Source organism: Mesocryomonas lacus, assembly GCF_055730105.2.
The window spans coordinates 962,161-980,590 of record NZ_JBUZWF020000002.1; the positions used below are offsets into that span (position 1 = coordinate 962,161).

General features: G+C 68.2%; 18 protein-coding genes. 10 read left to right on the top strand and 8 right to left on the bottom strand.

Features of this window, described 5'->3' with window-relative positions; translation table 11 throughout:
* The first annotated feature begins 26 nt into the window (after positions 1-26).
* The gene (locus ACZLZQ_RS09570) at positions 27-1,085 is read left to right on the top strand and encodes a LysR family transcriptional regulator (RefSeq protein ID WP_472949141.1); all 1,059 of its coding nucleotides are present in this window, start codon (positions 27-29) and stop codon (positions 1,083-1,085) included.
* Here the strand turns inward: ACZLZQ_RS09570 and ACZLZQ_RS09575 are convergent.
* Positions 1,072-2,109 carry an LLM class flavin-dependent oxidoreductase gene (locus tag ACZLZQ_RS09575; protein ID WP_472949142.1) on the bottom strand — a complete coding sequence of 346 codons (1,038 nt, stop codon included), beginning with the start codon at positions 2,107-2,109 and terminating at the stop codon, positions 1,072-1,074. The two genes, ACZLZQ_RS09570 and ACZLZQ_RS09575, sit on opposite strands and share 14 nt — an antisense overlap.
* A gap of 307 nt (positions 2,110-2,416) precedes the next feature.
* On the opposite strand from ACZLZQ_RS09575, the gene solA reads away from it, so the two are divergent.
* Positions 2,417-3,601, top strand: coding sequence for an N-methyl-L-tryptophan oxidase (gene solA, locus ACZLZQ_RS09580; protein ID WP_472949143.1), 1,185 nt, complete (start codon positions 2,417-2,419; stop codon positions 3,599-3,601).
* 55 nt (positions 3,602-3,656) lie between these two features.
* On the opposite strand, the gene ACZLZQ_RS09585 is transcribed toward solA, so the two are convergent.
* Positions 3,657-4,316 carry a sulfite oxidase-like oxidoreductase gene (locus ACZLZQ_RS09585; RefSeq protein ID WP_472949144.1) on the bottom strand — a complete coding sequence of 220 codons (660 nt, stop codon included), beginning with the start codon at positions 4,314-4,316 and terminating at the stop codon, positions 3,657-3,659.
* Positions 4,317-4,549: 233 nt separating this feature from the next.
* Here ACZLZQ_RS09585 and ACZLZQ_RS09590 point away from each other — a divergent pair, with 233 nt between their 5' ends.
* Together ACZLZQ_RS09590 and ACZLZQ_RS09595 are read left to right on the top strand one after the other, a co-directional pair.
* Positions 4,550-5,665, top strand: a complete 1,116-nt coding sequence (locus ACZLZQ_RS09590; protein WP_472949145.1) for an acyltransferase family protein — start codon at positions 4,550-4,552, stop codon at positions 5,663-5,665.
* Between the two features lie 225 nt (positions 5,666-5,890).
* On the top strand, positions 5,891-6,550 hold the full coding sequence (locus ACZLZQ_RS09595; protein ID WP_472931949.1) for a DedA family protein: 660 nt from the start codon (positions 5,891-5,893) through the stop codon (positions 6,548-6,550).
* 104 nt (positions 6,551-6,654) lie between these two features.
* Here the strand turns inward: ACZLZQ_RS09595 and ACZLZQ_RS09600 are convergent, their stop codons facing one another.
* The gene (locus ACZLZQ_RS09600; protein WP_472949146.1) at positions 6,655-6,954 is read right to left on the bottom strand and encodes a hypothetical protein; all 300 of its coding nucleotides are present in this window, start codon (positions 6,952-6,954) and stop codon (positions 6,655-6,657) included.
* Positions 6,955-7,356: 402 nt separating this feature from the next.
* On the opposite strand from ACZLZQ_RS09600, the gene adh reads away from it, so the two are divergent.
* The 4 genes from adh (at position 7,357) to ACZLZQ_RS09620 (ending at position 11,500) form a co-directional block, all read left to right on the top strand.
* Positions 7,357-8,877 carry an aldehyde dehydrogenase gene (gene adh / locus ACZLZQ_RS09605; protein WP_472949147.1) on the top strand — a complete coding sequence of 507 codons (1,521 nt, stop codon included), beginning with the start codon at positions 7,357-7,359 and terminating at the stop codon, positions 8,875-8,877.
* A gap of 77 nt (positions 8,878-8,954) precedes the next feature.
* The gene (locus tag ACZLZQ_RS09610; protein ID WP_472931749.1) at positions 8,955-9,335 is read left to right on the top strand and encodes a DUF779 domain-containing protein; all 381 of its coding nucleotides are present in this window, start codon (positions 8,955-8,957) and stop codon (positions 9,333-9,335) included.
* 216 nt (positions 9,336-9,551) lie between these two features.
* A complete protein-coding gene (gene rsgA / locus ACZLZQ_RS09615) occupies positions 9,552-10,556 on the top strand; it encodes a ribosome small subunit-dependent GTPase A (protein WP_472949235.1) in 1,005 nt (334 codons plus the stop codon).
* A gap of 113 nt (positions 10,557-10,669) precedes the next feature.
* The gene (locus tag ACZLZQ_RS09620; RefSeq protein WP_472949148.1) at positions 10,670-11,500 is read left to right on the top strand and encodes an aldo/keto reductase; all 831 of its coding nucleotides are present in this window, start codon (positions 10,670-10,672) and stop codon (positions 11,498-11,500) included.
* A 68-nt stretch (positions 11,501-11,568) separates the two neighbouring features.
* On the opposite strand, the gene ACZLZQ_RS09625 is transcribed toward ACZLZQ_RS09620, so the two are convergent.
* The gene (locus ACZLZQ_RS09625; RefSeq protein WP_472949149.1) at positions 11,569-12,111 is read right to left on the bottom strand and encodes a gluconokinase; all 543 of its coding nucleotides are present in this window, start codon (positions 12,109-12,111) and stop codon (positions 11,569-11,571) included.
* 90 nt (positions 12,112-12,201) lie between these two features.
* Positions 12,202-12,969, bottom strand: coding sequence for an SDR family oxidoreductase (locus ACZLZQ_RS09630; protein WP_472949150.1), 768 nt, complete (start codon positions 12,967-12,969; stop codon positions 12,202-12,204).
* A 131-nt stretch (positions 12,970-13,100) separates the two neighbouring features.
* Here ACZLZQ_RS09630 and ACZLZQ_RS09635 point away from each other — a divergent pair, with 131 nt between their 5' ends.
* Complete coding sequence (locus ACZLZQ_RS09635) at positions 13,101-14,138, top strand: L-idonate 5-dehydrogenase (RefSeq protein WP_472949151.1); 1,038 nt, start codon at positions 13,101-13,103, stop codon at positions 14,136-14,138.
* A 63-nt stretch (positions 14,139-14,201) separates the two neighbouring features.
* Here the strand turns inward: ACZLZQ_RS09635 and ACZLZQ_RS09640 are convergent, their stop codons facing one another.
* The gene (locus ACZLZQ_RS09640) at positions 14,202-15,065 is read right to left on the bottom strand and encodes a LysR substrate-binding domain-containing protein (RefSeq protein WP_472949152.1); all 864 of its coding nucleotides are present in this window, start codon (positions 15,063-15,065) and stop codon (positions 14,202-14,204) included.
* A gap of 42 nt (positions 15,066-15,107) precedes the next feature.
* The gene (locus ACZLZQ_RS09645) at positions 15,108-16,340 is read right to left on the bottom strand and encodes an aminopeptidase P family protein (protein ID WP_472949153.1); all 1,233 of its coding nucleotides are present in this window, start codon (positions 16,338-16,340) and stop codon (positions 15,108-15,110) included.
* Between the two features lie 285 nt (positions 16,341-16,625).
* Between ACZLZQ_RS09645 and ACZLZQ_RS09650 the strand changes: the two genes are divergently transcribed.
* Positions 16,626-17,654, top strand: coding sequence for an Ldh family oxidoreductase (locus ACZLZQ_RS09650; protein ID WP_472949154.1), 1,029 nt, complete (start codon positions 16,626-16,628; stop codon positions 17,652-17,654).
* Between the two features lie 29 nt (positions 17,655-17,683).
* Here ACZLZQ_RS09650 and ACZLZQ_RS09655 read toward each other — a convergent pair whose 3' ends face one another.
* Positions 17,684-18,277 carry a GNAT family N-acetyltransferase gene (locus tag ACZLZQ_RS09655; protein ID WP_472949155.1) on the bottom strand — a complete coding sequence of 198 codons (594 nt, stop codon included), beginning with the start codon at positions 18,275-18,277 and terminating at the stop codon, positions 17,684-17,686.
* Between the last annotated feature and the right edge of the window lie 153 nt (positions 18,278-18,430).

Below are 18,430 nucleotides of genomic sequence, written 5' to 3' on the forward strand. Positions count from 1 at the left end.
GCTCATGCCTTCCGGATGCTGTAAGGATGGCGAATAGATATCGCTCCGGCGCTGTTTCCGGCAGTCGTCATTTTCCCGCCTCGGTGTTGCAGAACATGGAACGCTCCTCGGTCGATTTCGTCGAAGTCCAGGCTTTCGCCGCCGTGGTCGATACCGGCGGGTTTGCGCGCGCGGGCGAGCGGCTCGGGGTTTCGAAATCGATCGTGTCGCGGCGGGTGGCCAATCTCGAGCGGCGGCTCGGCGCGCGGCTGCTGGTGCGCGGCGCCAAAGGGGCGACGCCGACCGATATCGGCAGCGACTATTACCGCCGGGTCTCGGTGATCTTCGGCGACCTCGAAGCCGCGCACGAGGCGGTGGCGGCGGCGACCGCCGAGATCGCCGGCACCATCCGCGTCGCCGCCTCCATCAGCTTCGGCGTCGAGCATTTGGCGCCGGCGCTGGCGATCTTTCTGGAGCGGCATCCGCGCGTCGACCTCGAGCTGGCGCTCGACGACCGGCGCGTCGACCTCCTGACCGAGCCTTTCGACATGGCGGTGCGGATCGGCAAGCTGCCGGACTCCAGCCTGATCGCCCGCAAGCTTGCGCCGGTCGCGGCCGTGCCGGTGGCCAGTCCCGCCTATCTCGCCGCCCGCGGCACGCCGCAGCGCCCGCGCGATCTCAGCGATCACGATCTGATGGTCTATACCAACACGGCACGGTCGACAGAGTGGCAGTTTCGACGCGGCGCCGCCGCCGAGAACGCCCGCGTCACTGGGCGGATCCGGGCGAACAACGGCGAGGCGCTGCGCGAGATGGCACGCGCCGGGCTCGGCATCGCCTTGCTGCCGACCTTCATCGTCGCCCCCGCGATCGCCGACGGCAGCCTGGTCCCGCTGATCACCGACTGGGCGCCCGAGGAAGTCGGCGTCTACGCGGTGATGCCGCCCGGGCGCTCGATGACGGCCCGGGTCCGGGCGCTGGTCGACTTTCTCGCCGCCCATTTTGGTCCGGTGCCGACCTGGGACCCCTGCTGGGCGAAGCGTCAGGAGATGGTCGAAGGCTCTTCCTCGGCCGTCGACGCTTCGGCGAAGCCTACGACGCCTTGATCGCTGCGCGCACCGCTGGGGCGACCTCGGTGCCGTAGAGCCGGATGGTCTCCAGCACCTCGGCATGCGGCATGCTGCCGACCGGCGTGTGCAGGAGGAAGCGGTCGATACCGAGGTTCTCCCGCAGGAGGAGGATCTTGGCGATGACCTCCGCCGGGCTGCCGGCAAACAGCGCGCCGTTGGGGCTGCGGGCATTGTCGAAGCCGGCGCGGGAGTAGGGCGCCCAGCCGCGCTCGCGGCCGATCTTGTTCATCGCGATCGCAGTCGAGGGGAAGAAAAGTTCCGCGGCCCGCGCCGAGGTGTCAGCGACGAAGCCGTGCGAGTGGACGGCGACCTTCAGGCTTTGCGGATCGTGCCCGGCACGGGCCCCGGCCTCGCGGTAGAGCCGCACGAGGGGCGCGAACTGCGCCGGGCTGCCGCCGATGATGGCGAGCGCCAGCGGCAGGCCGAGCGCGCCGGCGCGGGCGGCAGAGGGCGCGTTGCCGCCACTGGCGATCCAGACGGGCAAGAGATGCTGCACGGGGCGGGGATAGACGCCGCGCTGGTCGATGGCCGGACGGTGGCCGCCCCGCCAGGACACCACCTCACGCTCGCGGATGGCGAGCAGGAGTTCGAGGTTTTCCGAGTAGAGATCGTCGTAATCGTCGAGGTTCTGCCCGAACAGCGGGAAGGATTCGATGAACGAGCCGCGCCCGGCCATAATCTCCGCGCGCCCGTTGGACAGCCCGTCGAGCGTCGCAAAGTTCTGGAACACCCGGACAGGATCGGCCGAGGAAAGCACTGTCACGGCGCTGGTCAGCCGGATGCGCGTCGTCCGCGTCGCGGCAGCAGCCAGCACGAGTTCCGGCGCCGACGAGGCATAGTCCGGCCGGTGGTGCTCGCCGAGGCCGTAGACGTCGAGACCGACCCGGTCGGCAAGGACGATCTCCTCCACCGCTTCGCGCAGTCGCTGTCCGTGGCTGGCGACAACGCCCGTCACGGGGTCCGGGGTGGTTTCGGCGAACGAGCTGAGACCGAGTTCCATACTGCATCCTTTCGAGCTTCAGGCGGAGTGATAGCCCATCGCGCCGAGATGTGATCGCTTCGATTGGCCGCCAAGCCGCGACGCACCGTCACCGGTTCGCCTGGCGTCGCATCCCCCAGAGCCGGAACACGCGCTGCGCCCGCGTCGGTCGATGCCTTGTCCGCCCGCGCGTCTCCGGCTACGCCGGTCGCAGCGCAACCGCCGGCCGCCTTCCGGCGGCCGTGCGTACCGAGCCGAACACTGCTGCGCTTTAAGACGGAGCCATCATGTCCCCGATCGCCATCCCCCGTTTTGCGCCGTGCCGCCGATGACCGCGCCGCTGGATTTCGACGTCGCGGTGATCGGCCTCGGCGCCATGGGCAGCGCGGCGGTCGCCCATCTTGCGACGCGCGGCCTTCGCGCCGTGGGCTTCGAGGCGAATTTTCCGGCGCATGCGCAAGGCTCCTCGCACGGCGACAGCCGCATCATCCGCCTCGGCTACTTCGAGGGCGAGGCCTATGTGCCCCTGCTGAAACGCGCCTACGCCAACTGGCGGCGCCTCGCCGCCGAGACCGGGGCGCCGGTGCTCGAGATCAACGGCGTGCTGCAGATGGGCCAGCCGGACAGCCAGATCGTGACCGGCACGCTGAAGGCCTGCGCGCTGCACGAACTGCCGCACGAGGTGCTAGATAAGGCGGCGATGGCGGCGCGCTACCCGATGTTCGCGCTCGACGAGGGCGACATCGCGGTGCTTGACCCGCAAGGCGGCTACCTCCGACCCGAGCTCGCCGTCATGGCGCACCTGAAGCTTGCGGCGGCACGCGGCGTGCTGCTGCGGCTCGGCGAGCGGGTGACCGCGATCGAGCCGGACGACGGCGGCGTGACGGTGGTCTCCGGGCATTCGCGGGTGCGGGTGGGCAAGGTCGTCGTCGCTACCGGGCCGTGGATCGCCGAACTCGTGCCAGCACTCAAGTCCTATGCCACCCCCATCCGCCAGGTGGTGGCCTGGTATGGCCCACGCGACGCGGCGATGGGGGGACCGCTGGCGGCGATGCCGTGCTTCATCCGGGACGAGGGCGAGGGCGGCTCGTTCTTCGGCTTTCCGGCGCTCGGCGACGCCGGCGTCAAGGTCGGCAAGCACGCGCACATGTTCGAGCCGATCAATCCCGATCAGCCGAACCCGCCGGTTCGGGACGCCGACCTTGCCGTGACCGACGGCTTCATCGCGAGCCGCCTGCCGCAGGCTGCAGGCCGCCGGCTCGATGCCGTCGTCTGCCGCTACACCATGCTGCCGGGCGAGGACTTTCTCATCGATACAGCGCCGGGCGATGACCGCATCATCGTCGCCTCGCCTTGCTCAGGCCACGGCTTCAAGTTCGCCAGCGTCATCGGCGAGATCCTCGCCGATCTGGCTGAGAACGGCGCCACGGCGCTGCCGATCGACATGTTCTCTTTCAAAGCCTTACAGGCGAAAGCGGATTCGATTTCTCGCACCGTGGAATTGGTGCCTTAATGCCGGATGCGGTCGCATTCCCGCGTCTTGGCATGCCGCGCGGTCGGGCCGCGCCTCAGTCCGAATAGCGTTCCTCGTTCCACGGATCGCCGCGGCGGTGATACCCGCGAACCTCCCAGTAGCCGAGATGCTCCTCGGTCTGGAACGTGATGCGTTTCAGCCATTTGGCGCTCTTCCAGAGATAGAGGTGCGGCACGATGAGGCGCGCCGGACCGCCATGCGCCGCGGTCAGCGCCTGTCCTTCCCAGGCGTGCGCCAGCAATGCGCCCTCGGCGGCGAAGTCGGCCAGCGTCAGATTGGTGGTGTAGCCGTCATCCGACTTCAGCGTGACGAAGGCGGCCTCGGGCGTCGGTTCCACGGCGGCCAGAAGGTCCTGCGTCGTCACGCCGCGCCAGTGGTTGTCGTAGCGCGACCAGGTCGTCACGCAGTGGATGTCAGAAACGCTCTCGCTTTGATTCTGGTCGGTGAAGTCGGCCCAGTTCCAGCGCAGCGGCCGCTCGACGGCGCCGTCGATGGTCAGCGACCACTCCTCGGTCGCGATCTCCGGCTGGATGCCGAGATCGAGCACCGGCCAGTTGGTGACGAGGTGCTGGCCGGGCGGCAAGCGCTCGGTCTCGGGCCGGGCGTGCCGGCCGGTGAGGAAGCGGCCCTCCTCGGCCCAGCGCTTCTTGCTGCGGGTCAGCTTGGTCTCTGGGCTCTCGCTCTCGTCCGCCATGCCGGGTCCTCCTGTTCGTGCTGTTCGTCAGCCACCAGCGGCAGATGGCACCGCTGGTGTCCATCGGCAATGAGGGGCGCCGCCGACGCCGCTTGCGTCCTTAGCCATCCCGCGACAATTCTCGCCGCGCCGCGCGCGTTGACGCTAGGGTGGCGGCTGGAGCGTGCCGCGCCCCGATCGCGGCGGCTCTCCAGTGCAGTGTCGCACCGGGGAACGGCACGAAGGGAGACGGCATGGAACAGATCTCGTACGCCACGCCGCTGAAACCCGCTCCTGCCATAGCGGCTGACGACGCCACGGCATCCCCGCTGGGAAGGCGCTTCGACTGGGTCGACGTCGCCAAGGGCTTCTGCATCATCATGGTGGTGATGATGCACTCGACGCTCGGCGTCGAGAAGGCGGTGGGCGAGACGAGCTGGATGGGCGCGATTGTCGAGTTCGCCCGGCCTTTCCGCATGCCCGACTTCTTCCTGATCTCCGGCCTTTTCCTGTCCCGGGTGATCGATCGCGACTGGCGCAGCTTCCTTGACCGACGCGTCGTGCATTTCCTCTATTTCTACCTGCTGTGGCTGAGCATCCAGTTCGCCTTCAAGGGGCCGGGCATGACCATGGAAGAGGGCGTCGGCGCCATGCTCCAGGCCTATCTTCTGGCGATCTTCGTCGAGCCTTTCGGCACCCTCTGGTTCATCTGGATGTTGCCGGTCTTTGCCGTTGTCGTCAGACTGGCGCGGAACGTGCCGGTGCCGCTGATGCTGCTCGCCGGCGCAGTCCTGGAAATTACGCCGATCAGCACGGGATATGTCGCGATCGACGAGTTCTGCGAGCGGTTCGTCTACTTCTATGCCGGCTACGCCCTGGCCAGCCAGGTCTTTGCGGTGGCGCAGTGGACCGGGACGCACAAGAAGGCTTCCCTGATCGCGCTGTTAGCCTGGGCCGGGGTCGAACTGGCAGCCGTTCTGTCCGGCTGGAGCGCGGCGCCGGGCATCTCGCTGGCGCTCGGCGTCGCCGGGGCGCTGGCGGTGATCGTGTTTGCGACGCTGCTCGTCGGGGTGCCGTATGCCGGGCCGGCACTGCGCTTTCTCGGCGAGCATTCGATCGTCGTCTATCTCGCCTTCTTCCTGCCGATGGCGGTGGTCCGCACGGCACTGCTGAAGACCGGCATCATTCCCGACATCGGCCTCGTCTCGCTGATCACCACTGTCGCATCGGTGCTCGTGCCGCTGCTGATCTGGCAAGCCAGCCGTCGGCTCGGCTGGACCTTCCTGTTCGAACGGCCGGCCTGGGCGCATCTAGGCCGGGAGAGGCCGACGATGGGACGGTCATCGGCACCCGGTGCGTCATCGGCGTGAACGGGCGGGTCGGACCGTAGGCCCGCGCCTCCGCGTTACCGCGGGAGCGGAGCGATGCAAGCGCGGAGCGCTGCGGGGGCCAGCCGTCACACGCCCTCTACAGAGCCGGGATAACGTTGCGCCATGGTAACGGGGCCGAAGGAAATCCGGCGCTGCAGCCGCCGGGCCGATTGCTCTCGCGACAAGTTTAGAGATTTTTCAAATGGCGGATGCTAAGGCCTGATGATGGAAGCATTTTTCGCCGATCTGACGCAGCTCCTGAAAGACAACCAGATGTGGGCGGGACCCATCGTTGGGCTGATTTCTTTCGGGGAATCCCTGGTGATTGTCGGGCTGCTGATTCCGGCGACGGCGGTCATGGTCGTCATCGGCGGATTGCTGGGGGCCGGCGTCGTCACCCCCGTTCCCGTGCTCATCGGCGCCGTCGTCGGCGCTGTCCTGGGCGACATCGTTTCCTACTTCCTTGGCCGCTGGCTTGGACCCAGCATCGTCCACAAATGGCCGCTTAACCGCTACCGCCATTCCGTTGCCAAGACCCGGCTGTTCTTCCGAAAATACGGCTTCGCCTCGGTCTTCATCGGCCGCTTCCTCGGCCCGATCCGCTCGACCGTCCCACTGGTCGCGGGCATGATGGCGATGGAGCAAAAACGCTTCCAGATCGCCAATGTTCTGTCTGCCTGCGTCTGGGCGCCGGTAATGCTCGCGCCGGGCTGGCTTGCGGGCCGTGGCATGATGGAGTTCGACGGCCTGACCGAGATGCACATCATCGGCCTGATCGGCCTCATCCTGCTGGCGACCGCCGTCGGCACCTATTTCGGCACCCGCCGCCTCAACACCCGCCGGCCGGGCCGGGTGCGCGTCATCAAGATGCCGCCGGTCGTCTGAACCGAGGCCGCAAGACGGGGCCTAACCTCGACCCGCCTCGACTCCTCAGCGCGGGAACGCAGCCAATTTTTTTCAGAAATGCGAGCCGGCGCCGTATGGGCGTCTCAGCTTTGCGGCTCGCTTGAACCATCGCGCGCGGCGGCGATGGCGGTGGCGCATTCCGGGGTAGCGCGGGTGAGGATTTCCTCGGGCGGGGTCATGCCGCTCCAGATGCCGACGACGTTGGTCGCCGCCCACCACGGATCCTGGCCGGCCTGGCGGATCAGCACCGGGGTCGCGCCGGTCACGCAGCGGGAGATGCCGGAGACCGTCGCAGGCGACAGATTGCCAAAGCGCTCACCCATCTCCGCCTTGAGCGGATCGATGAGGAAGAACGAGATCAGGGCGATGAAGAAGGCTTCCATAGGTTCCATCCGGGAAAATGTCCGACATCACGAGCGGAGGCTCGCCAGAGGGGCCCGGACAGGGTCCTCGGCGAGATGGGGATGCGCGCTGACCCGAACAAGCGCTGTGACTCCGAAATGGTCGCGCCGCCAAAGCCAGCCGTTGGCGCGACAGGGCGGCCCGCGCCGCGACGAAGCAGGCCATCAATAGGCCGTTGACGATCGACGGCAATCCGCGCAATCTCCGGCCATCGGGGGAGGCCGTTCCGGGCGCCGAACTGCAGTTAGCAGCGAGCGTTTCGTGCTGCCTCCTCCACCTTCGCCGTAGGCGCCATATGACCCGTGAAGGGCGAGGGGCAACGGCCTGAACACCCGCCGAAAGACGGCGGAGTGCGCAAGGCGCAACGATCCCGGGAGGATAAAATGTTCCAGCAGGCACTCGACCAGGTCTCGAAGAAGGTCCTGATCCGCGAGCAGTACGACAACTTCATCGGCGGCAAGTGGGTCGCGCCCTCCGACGGGCGCTACTTCGACAATCCGAGCCCGGTCACCGGCAAGCTTCTCTGCAAGGTCGCGCGCTCCAGCGCCGCCGACATCGATCTCGCGCTCGACGCGGCGCACAAGGCGAAGGACGCCTGGGGGTCGACCTCGGCCGCCGAGCGTTCGCGCATGCTGAACCGCATCGCCGACCGGATCGAAGAGAACCTCGACCTCCTTGCCATGGTCGAGACGCTCGACAACGGCAAGCCGATCCGCGAAACGACGCATGCCGACCTGCCGCTGGCGGTCGACCATTTCCGCTACTTCGCCGGCGCGATCCGGGCGCAGGAGGGCGGCATTTCCGAGATCGACAAGGATACCGTCGCCTATCACTTCCACGAGCCGCTCGGCGTCGTCGGCCAGATCATCCCGTGGAACTTCCCGCTGCTGATGGCGATCTGGAAGCTTGCCCCGGCGCTCGCCGCCGGCAACTGCATCGTCCTGAAGCCAGCCGAGCAGACCCCGCTCGCCATCCTCGTGCTGATGGAAATCCTCGGCGACATCATTCCCGAGGGCGTCGTCAACGTCGTCAACGGTTTCGGCGTCGAGGCCGGCAAGCCGCTGGCGCAGTCGACCCGCATCGCCAAGATCGCCTTCACCGGCGAGACGACGACGGGCCGCCTGATCATGCAGTACGCCTCGGAAAACCTCATCCCGATGACGCTGGAGCTCGGCGGCAAGTCGCCGAACATCTTCTTCGCCGACGTGATGGATGAGGACGACGACTTCTTCGATAAGGCGCTCGAAGGCTTTGCGATGTTCGCGCTGAACCAGGGCGAGGTCTGCACCTGCCCGAGCCGCGCGCTGGTGCACGAGTCGATCTACGACAAGTTCATGGAGCGGGCGGTCGCCCGGGTGAAGGCGATCAAACAGGGCCACCCGCTGGATCCCTCGACCATGATCGGCGCCCAGGCCTCGAACGACCAGCTGGAGAAGATCCTCTCCTACTTCGACATCGGCCGCCAGGAAGGAGCCGAGGTGCTCACCGGTGGCCAGCGCGCCAATCTCGAGGGCGAGTTGTCGGGCGGCTATTATGTCGAGCCGACGATCTTCGCCGGCCACAACAAGATGCGCGTCTTCCAGGAAGAGATCTTCGGCCCGGTGGTATCCGTGACGAAGTTCAAGGACGATGCGGACGCGATGGCGATCGCCAACGACACGCTCTACGGCCTCGGCGCCGGCGTCTGGACCCGCAACGGCACGCGCGCCTACCGCTTCGGCCGCGGCATCCAGGCCGGCCGCGTCTGGACCAACTGCTACCACGCCTATCCCGCCCACGCGGCCTTCGGCGGCTACAAGCAGTCCGGCATCGGCCGCGAGAACCACAAGATGATGCTCGACCACTATCAGCAGACCAAGAACATGCTGGTCAGCTACTCGCCGAAGGCGCTCGGCTTCTTCTGAAGCCGCCCTGCGTAACGCGTGAAACATCGGCGGCGGGAGCGATCCCGCCGCCGATGCCGGTTTGAAAGGAGACGAGAATGGTCGAGCGTGTCACCATCACCGAGGCGGCGAGCGCCATGGTCCGCCAGCTGCAGGCCGCGCACGGGCCGCTGATCTTCCATCAGTCCGGCGGCTGCTGCGACGGCTCGGCGCCGATGTGCTACCCGAAAGGCGATTTCCGGACCGGCGGGCAGGATGTGCTGCTCGGCGAGATCGACGGCTGCGACTTCTTCATGGGAGCGGCGCAGTTCGACTACTGGAAGCATACCGCCCTCATCATCGACATCGTGCCCGGCCGCGGCTCGGGCTTTTCGCTGGAGGCGCCGGAGGGCGTGCGCTTCCTCACGCGCTCGCGGCTGTTCACCGACGCCGAGAATGCCGAGCTGGACGCTGCCGGTCCGCCCGCGCGCGGCGGCTGAGCGTTATTCCGCCGGGCTCTTCCGTGCCCTTCGGACAGGTGCATGTCCGGCTGTTGCCAAGCGCGGGTTGACCACCCTATAGACCGCGGCAGCCGCGGAAGGCCGCGACCCTCCGCACCGAGGGAGGCACGACCCTGGTCCTTCCGCCACTCCCTCTCCTGAAGGCAACATGCCCTTGAGCCTCTCTTGAACCCTTCCGGCGATGGCGCCCCGACGATGACGCTGCTGGCGCTCGGCTGGTCGGACTTCTACGCCGAGCAGGTGACGGTGGAGGAGGCCGGTTTTCAGCCCCGCCGGATCGCCACCGTCCACCGCTCCCGCCTGACAGCGGTCTCGCAGTCTGGCCCTACACGGCTGGTTCTGCCCGCCAACACCCAGACCGGCGACTTTGCCGTCGGCGACTGGGTGCTCGCCGACCCAAAGACCGACCAGCTGCACCGCCGCCTCGACCGGCTGAGCGTCCTGTCGCGCCGCATCGAGGGCGTCGCCAGCCCACAGCTCGCCGCCGCCAACGTCGACACGCTGTTCATCGTGACGTCCTGCAATGCCGACTTCAACGCGGCGCGGCTCGAGCGCTATCTGGCGCTCGCCAACCAGGCCGGTACGGATCCGGTGATCCTTCTGACCAAAGCGGACATGGCCGAGGATCCGCAATCCTATCTCGACCAGGCGGCGGCGCTCCAGCGCGACTTGCCGGTGCTGATCGTCAACCCGCGCGCCGACGACGCCGGCGCGGCGCTCGCGCCCTGGTGCGGTCCGGGGCGAACCGTCGCGCTGGTCGGCTCCTCCGGCGTCGGCAAGTCGACGCTGGTCAATTCGCTCGCGGGTCTCGCGCCGGCCGAGGCGCAGCTGACCGGCGGCGTGCGCGAAAGCGACGCCAAGGGGCGTCACACCACGACGTCGCGCTCGTTGCATGCCATCGCCGGCGGCGGCTGGGTCATCGATACGCCGGGCATGCGCACGCTGCATGTCAGCGACGCCGCAGAGGGCATCGACACGCTGTTCGCCGAGATCACCGAGCTCGCGCCGCTCTGCCGCTTCCGCGACTGCACCCATGCGCATGAGCCCGGCTGCGCCGTGCGGGCGGCGGTCGAGGCGGGCACGCTGGACCCGGATCGCCTCGCGCGCTGGCGCAAGCTGCAGGACGAGAACCGCGGCAACACCAAGGTGCAGACCGGTCCGCGCGGCAACAAGGGCGCGGGCTACGTCAAGAAGCGCTGACGCGCCGTTCGGCCTCACGCCTCGGCTCGCGCCGGCAGCGCCGCCCTTCCGAAACCGAAGATTGCGCCTACCTCCACTCCCGAACGGTCAGCCGTGCACGAGGAGAGACGGACATGCAACAGGTGACGCTGCCCGGCGGCGAGACGGTCCCGGCCCTGGGGCAAGGGACCTGGATGATGGGCGAGAACGCCGCCCGCCGGGCCGACGAGATCGCTGCCCTTCGCCGTGGTATCGACCTCGGCATGACGCTGATCGACACGGCCGAGATGTACGGCGACGGCGCCTCGGAGGAGCTGGTGCGCGAAGCGGTCGGGCCACGGCGCGACGAGATCTTTCTCGTCACCAAGGCCTACCCGCAGAACGCCTCGCGCGCGCGGTTGCCGGAGGCCTGCGACCGCAGCCTGAAGCGCCTCGGCACCGATCGCATCGACCTCTACCTCCTGCACTGGCGCGGCGGCGTGCCGCTGGACGAGACGGTGGCGGCGATGAAGGCGCTGCAGGTGGCCGGCAAGATCCGCCACTGGGGTGTCAGCAATCTCGACGGCGACGACATGGCTGAGCTCGTGGACGCAGGCGGCGGCGACTGCGCCACCGACCAGATCCTCTACAATCTCACCCGCCGCGGGCCGGAGTTCGACCTGCTGCCTTGGCTCGACAGCCGGTCGATCCCGGTCATGGCCTACAGCCCCGTCGAGCAAGGTCGGCTGATCCGGCACAAGGGCCTGACAGAGGTGACCGAACGGCTAAAGGCGACCCCGGCGCAGGTGGCGCTCGCCTGGCTGCTGCTGCGGGAAAACCTCATCGCAATCCCGAAGGCCAGCACGCCCGCGCATGTCGAGGACAATGCCCGCGCCCGCGACCTCGTGTTGTCACCGGACGACCTCGATCGGCTCGACGCCGCCTTTCCGCCGCCGCGCAAGGCGGTGCCGCTGGAGATGCTATAGCCTTGGCGGGAAGCGCGCCGCGCATTTTGTCGGACGTACTGCCTGAAAGCCGCTGTCCCTCCGCGGCGTTAGTCCCGCGCCGGCAGTCCCAGCCGCTGCCCGACCATTTCCGCGAGCACCTCAGGCGGCTCGCGGCAGTCGAGCGTGATGACGTTCTCGCTTTCGGGCGAGGGGACTTCGAGCGTCGCCAGCTGGCTGTCGAGGAGCGTCGGCGGCATGTAGTGGCCCTTGCGCTGCGCGAGGCGCTCCGCGATGACCTCGCGGCTCCCGTCGAGGAAGGCGAAGAGCAGGCCCGGACACGCGTCGGCGAGCTTCCGGCGGTAGCTTTCCTTCAGCGCCGAGCAGGCCAGCACCGTTGCCTCGCCTGTTGCCGCGGATTGGGCGAGGCGCTCGGCCAGGCGGTCGAGCCAAGGCCACCGCTCCGCATCGGTCAAGGGAATGCCCGCGCGCATCTTGGCGACGTTCTCCGGCGGGTGGAAATCGTCGGCATCGAGAAAGGTGAAGCCGTAGCGGTCCTTGATCGCAAGGCCGAGTGTAGACTTGCCGGTGCCCGACACGCCCATCACCACGACCACGGGCAGCGGCCTGACCGGCTTCGAAGCGGTGCTCATCGAATGGCCCCTCGCGCTAACGCCATGGCGGTGGGCAGTTCGCTTGTCATACGCATTGTTCCTCCGGAGGGACGTCGGCGGCGCGCCGTCTCAGAGGGTCGCCAGTACGCCGCCATCGACGTAGAGGATCTGCCCGTTGACGAAGTTCGAGGCGTCGGAGGCAAGGAAGATCGCGGCGCCCTGCAACTCCTCGACCTTGCCCCAGCGGCCGGCGGGGGTCCGGGTCTTCAGCCATTTGTCGAAGTCGGCGTCCGCCATCAGCGCCTGGTTCAGCGGCGTCTCGAAATAGCCGGGGCCAATGGCGTTGACCTGCAGCCCGTGCCGCGCCCAGTCCGTGCACATGCCTTTGGTCAGGTTGTTCACCGCGCCCTTGGTGGCGGTGTACGGCGCGATGGAGTAGCGGGCGGCGGCGCTCTGGAGGCTGGCGATGTTGATGATCTTGCCGCGACCGCGGCCGATCATGTGCCGCGCGACCGCCTGGCCGACATAGAAGACCGAGTCGACATTGGCGCGTATGATCTCGTGCCAGGTCTCGGTCGGATAATCCTCCAGCGGCGCCCGGCGCTGGATGCCGGCATTGTTGACGAGGATGTCGATCGGACCAACCGCCGCCTCGATGCCGTCGACCCCGGCGCGGACGGCGTCGACCTCGGTGACGTCGAAGCTGGCGATCGAGGTCTGGATGCCGTCGGCCTCGAGGCGCTCGGCGGCGGCTTCGAGCTTGGCCTCGTCGCGGCCGTTGAGGACGACGTGCGCGCCCGCTCTGCCGAGACCTTCTGCGAGCGCGAAGCCGATGCCCTGGCCGGAGCCGGTGACGAGGGCGGTGCGGCCGGTGAGATCGAACAGTTTCAACGACATCCCGGCGTTCCCCTCGCGGCCGCGGGCGCCATGCGCCGGGCCGTCTTTCCGCTTTTCCGCGTGCTATTCCATGTTATCCCTAGCATCGCAAGCCGGCGGAACGCCCGGCAAGATCTGGGAAACATGCCGTTATGCGCGCTGCCGTCATCCATGCCGCCAAGGACCTTCGCATCGACGAGCGGGAGGCGGCGACGGCCGGGCCGGGCGAAGTGCTGGTCCGTTTCGGCGCCGGCGGCATCTGCGGGTCCGACCTGTCCTACTGGGGCAAGGGCCGGGTCGGCGACTTCGCGCTGCGCGAGCCGCTGGTGCTCGGCCACGAGATTTCCGGCGAGGTGATCGCGCTGGGGGACGGCGTCTCCAGCCTCGCGCTCGACCAGCGGGTCGCGGTCAATCCGAGCCGTCCCTGCCTCCACTGCGACTACTGCCGGGCCGGGCGCGGCAATCTCTGCCGCAACATGCGCTTCTTCGGCTCGGCGGCGATCTTCCCGCACGTCCAGGGCGCCTTCTCCGAGACCTTCGTCTGCCGCGCCGACCAGGCGGTGCCGGTGCCGGCGACCATGTCCTTCGCCAAGGCGGCGCTCGCCGAGCCGCTGGCGGTCGCGCTGCACGGCGTCCGCCGCGCCGGCGAGCTGCTCGGCAAGCGCGTGGTCATCGCCGGTGCTGGTCCGATCGGCATGCTGGTGGCGCTGGCGGTGCGGCGCGCCGGCGCGAGCTTCATCGCCATCACCGACCTCGTCGACCAGCCCCTCGCGCTGGCGCTCAGCGCCGGTGTCGACGAGACGATCAACGTCGGCACGCGCCCCGAGCAGCTGGCCGCCTATGAGGCCGACAAGGGCTTCTTCGACGTGGCGCTGGAGGCGACGGGCTCGCCGCTGGCGCTGTCCTCGCTGTTCCGGGTCGTGCGGCCCGGCGGGCGCGTGGTGCAGCTCGGCATGATGCCGCCGGGCGAGATCCCGCTGCCGGCGAACCTCCTGATGGCGCGCGAGATCGATTTCGTCGGCGCCTTCCGCTTCGCCGAGGAGTTCCACACCGCCGTCGACTGGCTGGCGCGCGACCTCGTCGACGTCGCGCCGGTGATGTCGGCCGAGCTGCCGATGGAGCGCCTCAGCGAAGCCTTCGAACTCGCCGCCGACCGCCGCCGGGCGATCAAGGTGCACCTGCATTTCTAGCCGGCGAGACCGCTTTAGTTGCGGGCGCAGGGAAGAGCGCGCCCGTGTGGCGTCCCGCCCTCCTCAGATGGTCATTTCGGCGAAGAGGTCGGCGAGCCTGGCGGCAAGGCTCTGCGCGACCGCCGACTGCTTCGAGTTTTCGGCGAGATAGATCCCGATCACGACATCGGCGAGCGGCGGCAGGTCGTTGGCCGGTCCGAGCTCCCGGAGCCCCGGCGGCAGGACCCGACGGGCCATTGCCGTGATGCCGAGCCCCGAGGCGACGGCGGCGGCGATCCCGGACTGGCTGGGCGAGGCGTAGACGAAGTCGAAGGCGCGGCCGGCGCGCTGCAAGGCCGTCAGCATGCCGCGGCGGTAGAGGCATCCTTCGGGATAGCCGACGAGGCGCACCGGTTCTCCGGCGCCGCGGGGCAGGGGCACCGGGCCACCTGCCCAGACGAGGCTCTCCCGCCAGGTCATGAAGGCGCCTTCGGCCGGGCCGTCGGCGGTCATCGCGACGACGATGTCGTAGGCGCCATCATGCAGGTCCCGCAACAGGGCCGCCGACAGGTCGTAGGTGACATCGAAGGTCATCCCCGCACCATCGGCCCCGAGCCCGCCGAGAAGGTGCGGCAGGAAATGGTCGGCATAGTCGTTGGCAAGGCCGAGGCGCAGGCTGCCGCGGGCGTTGCGCCGGGCGAGGCGCAGCATCATGTCGTCGTTGAGGGCGAGGATCTGCCGGGCGAAGCCGGCGACGATCTCGCCCGCCTCCGTCAGCTCCGTGCCGCCCTTGTGCAACAGCGGTGCGCCGACAAGGTCCTGCAGCTTCTTCATCTGCAGGCTGATGGCGGGCTGGGTCCGCCCGAGCCGTTCGCCGGCGCGGGTGAAACCCTTAAGGTCGATGATGGCGACGAAGGCCCGCAGGAGATCGGTCGGGATGCTGCGCAAGTTTCACCCTCCCTCGTCGGAAAGCCGATCCTAGCGCAGATTTCATCCCCGCACGATGTTGTGCTCCGGTCCGAACGGGAAATGCGTGATATTCTCGGCGCCGTTCTCGCCGAGGACGAGGATGTCGTGCTCGCGGTAGCCACCGGCGCCGGGCATGCCCTCCGGCAAGCTCAGCATCGGCTCCATCGAGACGACCATGCCGGGCTTCAGGACCGTGTTGACGTCCTCGCGCAGCTCGACGCCGGCCTCCCGGCCGTAATAGTGCGAGAGCACGCCGAAGGAATGTCCGTAGCCGAAGGAGCGGTATCCGAGCAGGCCCTCCGCCCGGTAGAGGTCGTTCAGCTCTGCTGCGATGTCGCCGCAGCGGGCGCCCGGCCTCAAGATCTCCAGTCCGCGGCGGTGCACCCGGACATTCGCCTCCCAGATGGCCAGGCTCGCAGCGTCGCAATGGTCAAGGAACAGCGTCCGCTCGAGCGCGGTGTAGTAGCCGGCGATCATCGGGAAGCAGTTGAGCGAGAGGATGTCGCCCCGCCGCAGCCGGCGCGACGTCACCGGGTTGTGCGCGCCGTCGGTGTTAATGCCGGACTGGAACCAGGTCCATGTGTCCATCAGCTCGGCATGCGGCAGGACGGTGGCGATGTGCCGAACCATCGCCTGCGTCCCGGCAAGCGCGATCTCGTGCTCGGCGGCGCCGTTCCGGATGGCAGCCCGCACCGCCACGCCGCCGATATCGGCGGTTTCGGCGCCGAGACGGATCAGCGCGATCTCCTCGGCCGACTTGATCGTGCGCATCCACATCACCGGCTGGCCGAGGTCGACCAGCTCGCAGCCCGGAAACGCGTCCTGCAGCTGGCGGTGCAGTTCGAGGGTCATGTGCTCGAACTCGATGCCGATGCGGCGGCAGTCCTTCAGCTCGCTTTGCAGCGCTTGGAAGAAATTGTCCTTTCGCCAGTCGGTATAGGTGATGTTGTCGCCGAAGGTGCGCCGGAACGGCTGGCCCGCATCGATTCCCGCCGACACCGAGACCGCCCGTGCCGGGGTGACCACGAAGGCGTATCGCCGGCCGAAGGAGCAGTAGAGGAAGTCCGCGAAGTAGTTGATGTTGTGATAGGATGTCAGCAGAGCCGCATCGAGATCGAGGTCGGCGAGGATGCCGCGCAGGCCGTCCTGACGCCGTTGCATTTCGGCGACCGAGAAGGTCGGCACCGCCTTCTCGCCATTGTGCATGCGCTGGACGCGCAGGAGATCGTTGGTCACCGCGACATGCTGGTTCATGGGGGCCTCTTCGGGTCGGCGCACGCGGCATGAGAACCGCCATCCGCTGGAGACTAGGAGAGAGCGACCGCGGCTTTGAAATGAGAAAGCGCAATTGTCTCATCAGCCTTCCTCATGCAGTGCGTTTGTTGAAGCGCGCCGAAGTGCGCAGCGGGGCGGGCCGGATGATCTCTTCGTCGGGCCGCTGGACAGACCGGCCCAGCCAGTGACACCGTCCCGCGACAAGCCCACCTCCGCGGCAGGATCGCCTGCCGGTGGCGGGGAGGCGATCTCGGAGGGCATGATATGGATGTGATGGCTGGCGAACGCGTGACGTTCGAGGCACTGGTGCAGCGGCTGCAGCTGATCTTCGAACGGCATGGCTGCTCGCCCGAGGTCGCCCGGCTGCTTGCGGAAAACTGTGCCGCGGCGGAGCGGGACGGCGCCGCCAGCCACGGCCTGTTCCGCATGAAGGGTTATGTCGACAGCCTCAACGCAAACGGCTGGGTCGACGGCCGCGCCATTCCGGTCGTCGAGGACGCCGCATCCGGCTTTCTACGCATCGACGGCCGCAACGGCTTCACCGTGCCGGCGCTTGCCGCCGGGCGGTCGGAAGCGGTCGCGCGGGCAAGGGCGAACGGCGTCGCCGTCATCGCCATCCGCAATTCGCACCATCTCGGCGCCTTGTCGCTCGACGTCGAGCCGTTCGCGGAGGAGGGGCTGGTAGCCCTTGCCTTCATCAACTCGATGAAGAGCGTGGTGCCGCAAGGCGGGCAGAGGGCGGTGCTCGGCACCAATCCGATCGCCTTCGCCAGCCCACGCGCCGACGGACCGCCACTGGTGTTCGACATGGCGACCTCGGCGATGGCGAACGGCGATGTTCAGGTCGCCCGGCGTGAGGGCCGCGCGCTGGACGAAGGTGTCGGCGTCGACCGCAAGGGCGAGCCGACGACGGACCCCGCCGCCGTGCTGGAGGGCGGTGCGCTCCGCCCCTTCGGCGGCCACAAGGGTGCAGCGCTCTCGGTGATGGTCGAAATCCTCTGCGCGGCACTGGTCGGCGGAAAGTTTTCGGCCGAGGTGGATCTCTCCTCCCACCCCGGCGCGCATACCCCGCACACCGGCCAGTCGCTGATCCTCATCGATCCCCAGGCCGGGCGCAGCGCGCTGCCGGACTTCGCCGTCCGGGTCGAGCAGCTCCTCCATCTGCTGCACGACGCCGGGCAGGACCGCCTGCCCGGAGACCGCCGCCTCTCGGCGCGGGCGCGGTCGGCGCAAGACGGCATTGCCATTTCGGCCGAGATGAACGCGCTACTGGAGCGGTTGGAGACGGCGTGAGCCTCCGGGCGGGGCGCGTGTCGCGGCCCTCAGCCGGCCAATAGCGGGATGTGGGGTGCGACATCCGGCGGCGCCAAGCCATCGAGGCGCGGGTCGGGGGCGATCTCGACCTCGCGCTTGTAGGCGGTGAAGCCGGAGCGGGTGTAGAAGGCGATGGCCCTTGGATGGTCGAGCGTGCAGGTGTGCAGCCAGAACCGCCGGATCGTATGCGCAAACGCCTTCTCGATAGCGCGGTTCATCAGGAAACGCCCGGCCGGCCCGCCGATCAGCGATTGCGAGAGCCCGAAGAACAGGAGCTCGCATTCGCCCTCCTGCCGGAAGTCGAGCTCGAGCAGGCCGAGCCCGCCCTTTCCGTCGCTGAACCGGTAGATTTCCACCCCTGAAGGCGCGATCTCGGCGGCCAGCGCCGCATCGTTCATCGCCAGACGGCTGAACCAGAGCCAGTCGATCCCGACAGCGCGGTAGAGCTCCCGGTAGGCCACGGGATCGGCGTCCATCCGCTCCAGCTGCCAGCCGTCCTCGACCGTTTCCGGCCGCAGCTCGGGACGGCCGGTCATCTCGAGATAGGTGACGATGGTGGCGAGCATCCCTTGCGGGACGTCATAAAATCCGGCGGTCAGCATCGTGTGGAACTCCGAGGCGCGAACAGGCCGGCGGCATCGGTGCCGGCCTTGCCTCGACTACGATATTCCGGCGTCCGCCGCAGCCGCAAAAGCAGGGCTGCCGAAGCGAGGAAGTCGGACCCAGGCATTGGCGATCGGTATAGTTCCGGCCAT